Here is a 12,223-nt window from a genome sequence, read left to right as displayed (position 1 = left end):
CGCTATGCGACTAGGCCTTCAAGAAAACGTGAATTATCTTAATTCACATGCATTAAGAACTTATTGCTAGCCTTTTTTATTTTTTGATCTTTACTACTCTCAATATTGTTAAAAATTTGCTACATTATTCATAGCGTATGCCATTTTTTATGACTTAAATATTGGGTAGCCAATGACTAATCAGCCTATTGATTTTCAACTCGAACACGAGAACCCGCTTATTTGGCCGATCTTGTCATTACTGCAACACCAACCTAAAAACTGGATGATCCACACCCTTAGCCAAGCATTACGTGAAAAAGAAATGTTAGATGCGCTTGATAGCGATAGCAATAAAGATCTATTCAAACGCAATTTCTTATTAATGAATGCACTCTACCAACTCCAAATAGTATTGTTTCCTAAACAGTGGTTACAAGTTCAAGCTATGGATATTCAGTTGCTAAATATTGTTTATCAAACCCATCCTTTAGAACAAGAAGATCCGTTACGAGAGTATTATTTAGACTGGAAAAACTATCATGCTGATAACGATGAGATAGAACAACTACTGAGCTCTTTTTGGCGACGTTATCAACAACATATAAATAACCAACCTATTAATATCATTACGACATCTATTGATGATGATTTTGATTTGTTTTCTTTGTCCAACACAGCAACATTGGCAGAAGTCAGAAAACAATGGCGCCGTTTAGCACTGCAATGGCATCCTGATCGTGAAAACGGTGATAGTGAAAAATTCAAACAACTTTATAACGCCAACCAACGATTAATTAGTTACATAAAGAATAATTAAGCAGATATACAATCAGGCAATTAATATTTCACACACAGCTATCACAAGATCCTGACAGTACATTAACCTTCATATCCTACATTGCACGCGACATTTATTTTTGGCTGCGAGACAATGAAACGATATTATTTACTCCCACTCACCCCCTTCTTGTGTCAGATGGCTTTTGCGACAACGTCTTCGAATACAGAAGAAAGTGTCCCTGCCTTTGATGGTTCAGCAAAACTTGGATTTATCTATTCAAAAACAACCAACACTTCTATGTCGTTAAATTCCGCTACTAATTTTAATTACGACAAAAATAATTGGTCGAATAAATTATCATTAAGTTCTTTTTATACCGATAGCACAGAAGAAGAAGATGGTGTTAACAAATACCAAGTAGCACTAAAAAATGAATATGCTATGGGACCTCATTCTTTTACTTATTTAAGTAATACTTATAACCACGACCAATTTGGAACATACCGCAGTGAATACATTGTATCTACGGGTTTAGGATACAAATTTTATAATACCAAAACGACCAAACTTACCGTTGGTGGTGGTCCTGGTTACCGTTATAGTCGCCGCCAAGAAAATGATCCTGATTATCCAAATCAAACTGAAAAAAACATGATTGCCAATGCATTCTTGCGAGCAAAAAAACAGTTCACACCTACTTTTTCTGCTGGATTTGAAAGCAATATTGACTACGGTCGTTCAAATACAACCTATGATGTAAAAGCATTTATTAAGAACCGATTAATTGATCATATTGCGCTGATGTTAGATACCCAATATATCTACAATACTGAAGTGGCAAGTGATAAAAGTAACGATGAGATATACAGTACAGTCAGTATTACTTACGATTTTTAAGCGCGTTAGATAGAAAAGAATTCGCTAGATATAAAAAATGCCGAAGATTAAGAAACTTCGGCAATTCTATTCTTTATTTATATATTCTAACTAGTTGTATTAACTACTGATATAAAGATGGTTCACCATCTGGACGGGTTTTAAAGCGATGATGTAACCACATATATTGCGAAGGCGCTGCTAAAATAGAACGCTCCACTGCTTTATTAATATAAGCAGCTGCGGCATCTGGATCATTGTGTGGAAACGCTTCCAAAGGTGGAAATATTTTTAACGTATATTGACCACTATCCGTATTACGGATCATCGCAAAAGGTAAAGGTACTGCATCAGTATTATCAATCAATAAACTGGTGCCTGTTGTTGTACACGCTTGCTCTACCGCGAATAAAGGTGAAAATGTGGAGTTTCGACCACGACCATAATCATGATCAGGCGCATACCATAGCATTTCCCCCTGTCTTAAATCGCGGAACATTCCTTTCAAATCTTTACGATCACGCATGTGTTTATTAGAGCGAACACGACCTTTAAATTGAAAGTAATCAAAACAAGGGTTGTTATTAGGGCGATATACTCCTACACCTGGCGTATGTAAACCAAAAGCACGTGCTCCTAATTCAAGATTCATGGAATGAACTGCAATCAACAAGATCCCTCTACCTTGTTCTTGCAGCTTATATACATGCTCTAAACCTTCAACCTTAACGTGGCGTTCAACACGTAAATCAGGCCAGAACCATGCCATGCTGGTTTCAAATAACGCAAGGCCAGTGTTATCGATGTTTTGTTTAATAAGCTTATTTCGCTCTTTAATATCCATTTCAGGAAAGCACAATTCTAAATTACGCTTAATCGTTTTACGTCTATCATGCATAAAATGCATCACTAAACGTCCAACACTTTGTCCTAGACGAAATTGAATAAAATAAGGCAACCAACTGATTAAATACATCACTGCCATAGATACCAAAACAGGCCAATATCTAGGATGCAAAAAAGCTGAAGTAAACGTTGGGGCTTTGAATTTTCTCATAGCGACGATAATCCCGTTACAATATATGGCTGCTTAGTAAAGCGTAAATTTCTAATTATATTGATAGTATTTCTAAGCAGTTAGTAACAGTATTTTATGTTGAGTTATTCAATAGTTGCAAGCTCAAGCGTGACCATGATCACCAATAGACAGGTTACGTTAAGTTTTTTGAGGACTTTTTTATAATAAAAAGCCTACAAGATTGTAGGCTTCGAAGTATCATCAAGTAGTTAAGCTTATTTATATAAGCACTCTTGCCCTTCTGGGCGTGTTTTAAAACGACGGTGTAGCCACATATATTGGCTAGGTGCTGCCATGATCGATTCTTCAACAATCTTATTAATGAAAATTGCAGCGGCATCAGGATCTTTTTTCGGAAAGCCTTCAACAGCTTTACGTAAGGTCAATGTGTAATGTCCGTTGTCATCACGCACCATAGTAAAAGGTACAATAACGCAATCAGTATTATCAACTAACAAACTTGTGCCTGTTGTTGTACACGCCTGCTCTACTGCAAATAATGGCGCAAACGTCGAACGACGACGACCATAATCATGATCGGGTGCATACCATACTCGTTCACCCGTTTTTAATGCATGCAACATTGCTTTTACGTCTTTACGATCAATCAAAGTACGATTAGAACGAGAACGGCCTAAATACTGAAAGTAGTCAAAACATGGATTATTGTTCGGACGATAAACACCCATTCCTGACATTTTAATGCCAAACGCACGTGCACCTAATTCAAGATTCATTGAATGCACGGCAACCATTAACGCCCCCTTACCTTCTTTAGCAAGTTGTTCCATCTGTTCAAGACCAACAATCGTCACATGCCGGTTTACGCGTGCATCTGACCAAAACCACGCCATACCCGTTTCAAATAAAGCCATACCGGTATTATCAATATTTTCTTTAATTAGACGTTGTTTGTCTTCCTCTAACATAGTTGGAAAACATAGCTCTAAATTACGCTCAATCGTGTGGCGACGCTTTTTCATCAATTTAATCGCTAAGCGACCAATGTTTTTACCTAATACTCGTTGCCATGAATAAGGTAAGCAACTCAATAAATACATGAAGCTAATAAGTAGAAGTGTTCCCCAGTAACGAGGATGAAGCAAAGAAAGTGTGAATGCTGGTTTCGTAAATTTTGTCATTTTTATAGCCTTGCTGCTTTCTATTCACTTAACAAGGACAATAGAATGCATAATCATTTAGGCGTACATAATAAGCGGTTAATAACTAATGAGGTAGTAAAATAATGTAAATAAATCAATTTACCCTATTTCATTTGATATATATCTCAATATTTACTCTTTACATCGCACTAAAAGAGTCACTATTTTAAGTTGGCATTATTTAAAATAAGCGTTAAAAAATTAAAAATTAAATGTTTATTGATAGATATTAGCTCATAATTGCAGATATCACTTCATTTTGTTATAAGTTCACTTTTTTACGTAAAGAGAACATAAGTTTATTGACTAATCATCCAGAACAATTTTCATTCAAGGAATATGTAGATGGAATTAAGCAAAACCAAATCAAGTTTTTACCGTCGGCTCTATATCGCTTATTTAATAGAAAATGGCGTCGATAATGTACCTAAAATTATTGCCTTTTCAGGTATGCCTCGCCGTACTGCACAAGATACTATCAAGAGCTTGATTGAACTTGATATTATTTGTCAATTTACCCAAACCAAGGGTGAGCGACATCAAACAGGCCATTACACCATTGAACAATGGGGAGCGATTAATAGAGATTGGCTTAACCAAAATATTGGACAGATAAAAGTAGCACTAGATTATCCATAACTAGTTACACATTTACGCTATAACATTGTGCTTTTTCCCGTATAATTTTCTCACTCACCTTAGATAGACAGGTAACGCATTGGAACTGCTTCAACTAGATGATTTTTTAGGTAAACCGCTTCGTTTAGAAGGTTCACTTGCAGGCTGGCAACAGTTGTTCTGGGACAACACGCTAGTTTCACAAAAAGATGCTTCAGCATCAGACGATAATGAGTTTCACCACCAATTCGCACTTCAAAATGGCGATGAAACCATTGAATGCCAGCTATCAGGCAACCTTTCATGGCAACCTTTTTTGATCAGTTACCAAGCGCAAGTGAATAACCAAGTTATCGCGCAGGGTGAGCGTAACGAAAAAGACATTGAACGCCAAACCCCGCACACACCGATTGTTGCTGAAAAGAAATTCAGTTTAATTGGTCTAGTTTCATTAGGAATGAAGGCATTAAAAAGTGCTAAGCTGATCAAAGTTGTATTAGCTTCAGCTAGTCTTGCAGCCTATTCTTGGCTTTTCTCATTTCAGTTTGCTTTAGCACTTATCGCGTGTTTAGTGTTTCATGAATACGGTCACGTCCGTGCCATGAAATATTTTGGTATGAAAACCAAAGGCATTTATCTTGTCCCATTCCTTGGTGGTCTTGCGCTAAGTGATGAAAAAATAAATACTCGTTGGCAAGATGTGGTTATCTCAATTATGGGGCCACTCTTTGGTTTGATCATGTCTTTGATCTGTATGGTTGCCTATTGGATCACAGGCGAGATGTTCTTTGCAGGTCTTGCGGTATTTAATGCTTTACTGAATTTATTCAATCTACTGCCTATTTTACCGTTAGATGGTGGACATGTTCTGAAAAGTATCAGCTTTTCTATGAACAGTAAGCTTGGCATTATTCTTTGTGCCGCAGCGGCTATTGGTGGTGTCATTCTCAGCTATAAACTAGGGTTAACCCTCTTTGGTTTTTTACTTATCATGGGCTGTATTGAAATCGTTTTTGAATGGAAACAGCGCCATCATAGTCACTTGCTTCCACTTGATCGCTACGGACAAATTTTCTCTTTCGTATGGTATGTCGGTCTTGTTTCCTCGCTAATGGCAATTATTTGGTATTTTGCAAGTATGGGTGACACCCTACTAAGCTTGCCATTGCAGATTTTAGGTACCTAATAGATTTTCCTAAACAGCTGAGACAAAAAACAAAAAAGGGACGAGTTATCGTCCCTTTTATCTGTCTAACTGACACAAAAAAGCTATTACTTTTTGCCTTTTTCCATCATTGCTTTTAAATCTGCAAATGGGTTGAACGTAGCAGCTTCATGCTCATTTTCACCAGCACGGATCACACTACTTTGACCGTTATCCGCATCGGTGTATTTTTCATGCTCATGATCATGACAGAATAAACAAAGTAGCTCCCAGTTACTGCCATCTTCTGGATTATTAGTATGATCATGATCTACGTGGTGAACGGTTAATTCACGCAGATTTGAATATACAAATTCACGAGAACAACGACCACATACCCACGGGTAAATTTTTAATGCTTTTTCACGGTAACCCGCTTCTTTACGTGCATAAGCGGCACTGGTGCCGTAGAAATCAGATGACATATCTTGACCTATCTTCTAACACAACAGCCCATACACTTTAGAGCTATCATGCTTTAGTACTAATTTTGCTGTATTGAACCACCACCAAAGTGGTTATATCAAGCAATTATTTTAAGATTAATGACCTTGTTATCGGATTTTAAGCCATATCTTTTTAATACAATCAGTTAGCTTGAAAACGTCACCTTGCATCCCCATTTTAGCTACATGTCAGATCATCGATGTGTCAAATACGCTAAATACACTAGTATTTAACGTAATATATTGATTGCAAATTAGGCTAAGAGACCGTTTGTTCTAGCTTTTAAGCAAAAAAACACGCTCTAATAGGCATCTTTTGCATACGTCTATGTTAATATTCGACTAATTATTTGAAGCTGATTCACACTTAATATTTAACCGAATCGCCCTTTAACCGCTAAGAGTAAACAAATATGGCTTTTGATTTTTCTAAGATGCACGTTGATTTGTCGGCTGTGCCAACTACTATCGACATGGGTCACGCATGGTTAGGCGCTCTAGTTCTAATTCTATTGGTTATGTACCTTACGAAAAAAGGTAAGCCAGTCGAAGTTGAAAAGATTATCGAAAAAGAAATCGAAGTAGAGAAGATCGTCGAAGTTGAAAAACCGGTTGAGAAAATCGTAGAAAAGATTATCGAAAAACCGGTTGAAAAAATTGTCGAAGTTGAAAAAGTTGTTGAAAAAATCGTTGAGGTTGAAGTTGAACCTAAGCTAAAAACATCGACACCTGATGCTGCATTGCAACTTCTTTCTCTTCTTCAACAAGAAGCGCGCTTTATCGACTTCATGCAAGAAGATCTTAAAGGCTATGCTGACGCCGATATCGGTGCCGCAGCACGTGTTATTCACGAAGGCGGTCATAAAGTATTAAACGAATACTTCAGTTTTGCGCCGGTTCGCACTGAAGAAGAAGAAACACGTATTACCCTGCCACAAGGCTTCAACGCATCTGAAGTTCGCCTAACTGGTAATGTGGTTGGTGAAGCACCATTTAACGGTACTTTGATCCACCGTGGCTGGAAAGTAACAGAAGTTAACTTGCCTAAATTGGCAGAAGGCCACGATGCACATATCATCGCAGCCGCTGAGGTAGAATTATAATGCAAGACACACAACAACACCGTTACAGCGTTGGTATCGACTTAGGTACAACACACTGCGTACTTTCTTATGTTGATCTTCAAGATGAGAACGCTGATGTTACGGTTATGCCTATCCCACAATTAACCAACCCAGGTAATGTGGAAGAGAAAAACCAGCTACCATCATTCATGTATCAAGCACATGAATCTGAACTGGCTGAAGGTGATACTGCACTTCCTTGGAGTGCAAAACCGAATGCGATTGTGGGTGCAATGGCTCGTTCTTTAGGCAGTAAGACTCCTATCCGTCTTATCTCTAGTGCGAAAAGCTGGCTATGTCACGGCGGCGTAAATCGTCGTGATGCCTTTTTGCCACTGAATAGTCCTGAAGAAGTGGTCAAAGTATCACCTCTTGAAGCCACACAACAATATCTTGAGCATATGGCTGATGCATGGAACTTCCAGCATCCTGAAACGCCTATTTTTGATCAAGACGTAACGATTACTGTACCTGCTTCGTTTGATCCAGCAGCACGTGATTTAACTGCAGAAGCTGCACGTAATGTTGGCTTTAAGCACCTTACGTTGCTTGAAGAGCCACAAGCTGCAGTATATAGCTGGATTAAAAACAACGATGAAAGTTGGCGTGATCAAGTATCCGTTGGCGACATCATCCTTGTGGTTGATATCGGTGGTGGTACTACAGATTTATCATTAGTCGCTGTAACTGAAGAAGACGGCAACCTTACTCTTAATCGTGTTGCTGTTGGCGATCACATCTTACTGGGTGGCGACAACATGGACTTAGCTCTGGCTTATCGTTTAAAGATGAAGCTAGCGCAAGAAGGCAAACAGTTACAACCTTGGCAAGTATTGGCGATTACGCATGCGTGTCGTGATGCTAAAGAAGCATTACTTAATGATGCTGAATTACAAGCAATGCCAATTGTTGTTCCTAGTCGTGGTTCTAAACTACTTGGCGGCACACTTCAAACTGAACTGACTCAAGAAGAAGTACAACAGACACTTGTTGAAGGTTTCTTCCCACAAACATCTGTTGAAGAGCACCCAGTTCAAGCCGCACGCGGCGCATTAACCCAAATGGGCTTACCTTACGCACAAGATGCTGCGGTATCTCGCCATGTAGCAAGTTTCCTTAGCCGTCAAAGCCAAGCAGTTGATGAGCTTTTTGAACAATTTGAACAAATGCATGACGGCTTCATCCGCCCGACTGCAATTTTGTTCAACGGCGGTGTTTTAAAATCAAACCTATTATCTGATCGCCTACTGGGTATCATTAATAGCTGGTTAACTACGAGTGGTTCAGAACCTGCTAAATTGCTTCAAGGCTTAGATCTTGATTTAGCTGTTGCTAGCGGCGCATCTTACTACGGCTCTGTTCGTCAAGGTAAAGGTGTTCGTATTCGTGGCGGTATCGCAAGTAGTTATTATGTTGGTATTGAAAGTGCTATGCCTGCAATCCCAGGTATGGAGCCACCACTTGAAGCGCTATGTGTTGCCCCATTTGGCATGGAAGAAGGCTCTCAAGCTAACGTACCAAGCCAAGAGTTTGGTTTAATCATCGGTCAACCTGTGCAGTTCAAGTTCTTCGGTTCTACAGTACGCCGCGATGATGTTGCTGGTACTCATCTTGATTGGTGGCAACCTGAAGAGATGGAAGAATTACCATCTATTCAAATGACACTGCCAGTATCTGATGGTCGTACCGTAGGTGAAGTCGTTCCTGTTAAATTAGCATCACGCGTAACAGAATTAGGGACACTTTGTCTTGAAGCTATTTCGACTGATAACGGTCAGAAATGGCAAGTAGAATTCGACGTTCGCGAAAGCTAATATCGAACTAACGGCGCATCTTTTGATGCGCCGTTTATCTATATACATACTCGTGGGTTTATAGTTATAACAATACACAATCATCTACCTTCTGTAGGGCTTTCATTTATTCCCACTTGTCTATTTTCCTATTTTACTTTGTGGAGTCGTCATGCCTTCATCTTCCCCTCGCTATTTAGTCGGTATCGACCTAGGGACAACGCACACCGTTGTAGCTTACGCTGAAATTACAGATGATCTTGAAAATAGCCCAATGCATATTTTCAATATCGATCAACTTATTGCACCGGGCGAAGTCGCTCGTAAACCTCTACTGCCCTCTTTCCGTTATCACCCCGCTCAAGGTGAAATGGATGCAACGCAACTTGTCTTGCCATGGAATCCTGAACCGGTTAACGGCGAAATTGATACCGTGATCATTGGTGAGTTAGCGCGTGAACTAGGCGCAAAAGTCGAAGGTCGCCAAGTTGTGAGTGCGAAAAGTTGGCTATCTCACCCCAACGTAGATCGTAACGAAGCTATTTTGCCTTGGTCATCAACCGCATCTAAATCAGATGTAAAGAAAGTCTCCCCTGTTATTGCAAGTGCCAGCTACTTAAACCATGTTCGTCAATCATGGGATTATCACCATAAGAATGCCAAGCTTGCCGATCAAGAAGTAGTGATAACTGTGCCTGCATCATTTGATGAAGCCGCACGTGCGTTAACACTACAAGCAGCAGAGTTAGCAGGATTAAAAAAAGTCTTACTGCTAGAAGAGCCGCAAGCAGTATGTTACGACTGGTATGCGCAAAATAAAGATAACGCTGATGAATTATTAAAAGACATCCCACTCTTAATGGTATGTGATGTGGGTGGTGGTACAACCGATTTAAGCTTAATAAAAGTCGGTAGCAAAGATAATAAACTCACCCTTGATCGTATCGGTGTTGGCGATCACTTAATGCTTGGTGGTGATAACCTTGATTTATCCCTTGCTCATGTTGCCGAGCAGCGTCTGAACGGTGAATCAAACAAACTCAGTCAATCTGCTTTATCAAAGCTTATCCAGCAAACACGTAAAGTGAAAGAAAGCTTATTATCAGGTAATGCGCCAGATACAGCAAAAGTGACGATGCTTGGTAGCGGCTCACGATTGATTGGTGGTGCCAAAAGTATTGAGTTAAATCGTGACGAAGTGCATCGCATTGCGCTTGACGGTTTCTTCCCTATGACAGCATACAGCGAGCAACCAAGCCAACGTCAAGCTGCAATGGTCGAATTTGGTCTACCCTATGCGGCAGATCCTGCTATTAGTAAACATATTGCACAATTTATCGATCTTCACGATCATGTTTGTCGTGATGCTTTTAGCGAAAACGGCATTACTATAAATGCGGATCAACCCGCGATCCCTGTTGCCGTTCTGCTTAATGGCGGTGTCTTTAACAGCCCATTACTGACAGAGCGCACACTTAGCGTAATTTCATCATGGCGCGACGATAACAATATTACAGAGCTTAAAAACCTACACCCCGATCTTGCGGTTGCATTTGGTGCTGTTGCTTATGCCAAAGCCCGCCATGGCGCGCAACTAAAAATTGGTGGCGGCTCTGCCCGTTCTTTCTTCCTTGTTATTGGTCAAAATAAAGATGTTAAGCAAGGTATTTGTTTACTACCTAAAGGTATTGAAGAAAGCACAGAAGTGAATTTAACCCATCGTAAGTTTGCTTTAACCTTGGGTGAACCCGTACGCTTTAATCTTGTGTCTACTACCGATGAGAAATACTCAGAAGTCGGTGAACTGGTTGATATTATCGGTGATGGTTTTGTTACTTTACCGCCGTTTATTGCGACTCTTGATAGTGAAAGAGATCGTAGTGAATTAGCAGCAAACCAGAAAGATCGTGAAGAGGTAACCTTAGCCTGTCAGCTAACTGAAGTCGGCACGCTTCAGATCGAAGCGGTTAGTATTGCAGATCCCCAAAAACGCTGGAAAGTTGAATTTGCGATCCGAAAAGATCTCGCGAAATTACATCGTGGTGATGTCGGCAGCACCCTTGCTGAAAGTGAGCTTCCTCCACGAATGAATGACGCCATTGATGCTATCAAAAAAGTTTATGGTGGCAGCAAGAATAGCGATAACAGTAAAGCGGCGAAAACGTTGCGTAACGATCTGGATAAGATGCTGGGAAAACGTGATAACTGGGAAACCCCATGTTTACGTGAATTAGCTAACGCTCTGTTAGAAAGTAAAAAACGTCGACGTCGTTCAGATCTTCATGAGCGTAACTGGTTAAAACTCACAGGCTTTACTATGCGCCCAGGCTTTGGCTACCCTGCTGATGATTTCCGCATGAATGAAATTTGGGCGTTGTACCAACAAGGTATTCAGTTTGAATCAAATACTCAAACTTGGTGTGACTGGTGGACTTTCTGGCGTCGTGTTGCCGGTGGTTTAACCCAAGAGCAACAATTAGTGATCTATAAAGATATTGCTAAATACATCACTCCTGGTGCAAGTCGTAATGCCAAACTGAATAAAGAACTTCAAGAACGCAGTTATGAAGACATGGTACGTTTAGCCGCTTCGCTTGAACATTTGCCTTTTGACAAAAAACTTCAGCTTATTGAGTGGCTATTTGGACGCTTACAGAAAGCTCAATACGCACAAGCACATTGGTGGGCGATTGGCCGTATTGCTACACGTACGCCTTTCTATGGTTCAACTCATAATCTTCTATCGGCAGAGCATATCTCATTCTGTTTACCAGAGTTGATGGAGTATGATTGGCGTAAAGAACCCTATATTGGCTTTGCGGCTATTATGATGACACGTAAAACAGGCGATCGTAACTTAGATATTAATGATGATTTACGCCAACAAGTTATTGATAAGCTTAAAGCAAGTCGTGCACCTGAAAGCTGGATTGAAATGGTATCAGAAATTAAAATATTAACTGAAGATGAAACCAAGCGCGTCTTTGGTGATGCTTTACCCAATGGTTTAAGGTTAATTGGCTAACGCTTTATTCAACTGAACTTATTTTCATTATTAATAAAAAGAGTGAGTTAAAGACTCACTCTTTTCCATTTATGAAATATAACATCCATATTATATTAATAATATGTTGGTAAATATAAATAAGTAACCTGAA

10 protein-coding genes are annotated in these 12,223 nt (G+C 39.7%); 7 read left to right on the top strand and 3 right to left on the bottom strand.

Features of this window, described 5'->3' with window-relative positions:
* The first annotated feature begins 172 nt into the window (after positions 1-172).
* Positions 173-799 (top strand): DNA-J related domain-containing protein, encoded by a 627-nt coding sequence (locus tag I3259_RS03115; protein WP_238028281.1) that lies wholly within the window; start codon positions 173-175, stop codon positions 797-799.
* A 114-nt stretch (positions 800-913) separates the two neighbouring features.
* On the top strand, positions 914-1,660 hold the full coding sequence (locus tag I3259_RS03110; RefSeq protein WP_238028280.1) for a DUF481 domain-containing protein: 747 nt from the start codon (positions 914-916) through the stop codon (positions 1,658-1,660).
* A 103-nt stretch (positions 1,661-1,763) separates the two neighbouring features.
* Here I3259_RS03110 and lpxL read toward each other — a convergent pair whose 3' ends face one another.
* Both lpxL and I3259_RS03100 read right to left on the bottom strand, forming a co-directional pair.
* A complete protein-coding gene (gene lpxL / locus I3259_RS03105) occupies positions 1,764-2,696 on the bottom strand; it encodes an LpxL/LpxP family Kdo(2)-lipid IV(A) lauroyl/palmitoleoyl acyltransferase (protein WP_238028279.1) in 933 nt (310 codons plus the stop codon).
* 236 nt (positions 2,697-2,932) lie between these two features.
* The gene (locus tag I3259_RS03100) at positions 2,933-3,859 is read right to left on the bottom strand and encodes an LpxL/LpxP family Kdo(2)-lipid IV(A) lauroyl/palmitoleoyl acyltransferase (RefSeq protein WP_238028278.1); all 927 of its coding nucleotides are present in this window, start codon (positions 3,857-3,859) and stop codon (positions 2,933-2,935) included.
* A gap of 366 nt (positions 3,860-4,225) precedes the next feature.
* Between I3259_RS03100 and I3259_RS03095 the strand changes: the two genes are divergently transcribed.
* A complete protein-coding gene (locus tag I3259_RS03095; RefSeq protein WP_238028277.1) occupies positions 4,226-4,519 on the top strand; it encodes a winged helix-turn-helix domain-containing protein in 294 nt (97 codons plus the stop codon).
* 79 nt (positions 4,520-4,598) lie between these two features.
* Positions 4,599-5,684, top strand: a complete 1,086-nt coding sequence (locus tag I3259_RS03090; protein WP_238028276.1) for a site-2 protease family protein — start codon at positions 4,599-4,601, stop codon at positions 5,682-5,684.
* Positions 5,685-5,770: 86 nt separating this feature from the next.
* Here I3259_RS03090 and I3259_RS03085 read toward each other — a convergent pair whose 3' ends face one another.
* Entirely contained in the window at positions 5,771-6,127 is a 357-nt protein-coding gene (locus I3259_RS03085; RefSeq protein WP_005367488.1) for a YajD family HNH nuclease, read from the bottom strand.
* A 455-nt stretch (positions 6,128-6,582) separates the two neighbouring features.
* Between I3259_RS03085 and I3259_RS03080 the strand changes: the two genes are divergently transcribed.
* From I3259_RS03080 to I3259_RS03070, 3 genes are all read left to right on the top strand, one after another.
* Positions 6,583-7,251, top strand: coding sequence for a DUF2760 domain-containing protein (locus I3259_RS03080; protein WP_238028285.1), 669 nt, complete (start codon positions 6,583-6,585; stop codon positions 7,249-7,251).
* The gene (locus tag I3259_RS03075; protein WP_238028275.1) at positions 7,251-9,086 is read left to right on the top strand and encodes an Hsp70 family protein; all 1,836 of its coding nucleotides are present in this window, start codon (positions 7,251-7,253) and stop codon (positions 9,084-9,086) included. The genes I3259_RS03080 and I3259_RS03075 overlap by 1 nt, the downstream gene beginning before the upstream one ends.
* 151 nt (positions 9,087-9,237) lie before the next feature.
* Entirely contained in the window at positions 9,238-12,090 is a 2,853-nt protein-coding gene (locus I3259_RS03070; RefSeq protein ID WP_238028274.1) for an Hsp70 family protein, read from the top strand.
* Positions 12,091-12,223: the final 133 nt, after the last annotated feature.

Origin of the sequence: Photobacterium sp. Ph5 (assembly GCF_022129445.1) — a bacterium.
GTDB lineage: Bacteria > Pseudomonadota > Gammaproteobacteria > Enterobacterales > Vibrionaceae > Photobacterium.
The sequence above is the reverse complement of the archived record's forward strand: the minus strand, read 5'-3'. Positions and strand labels throughout refer to the sequence as shown.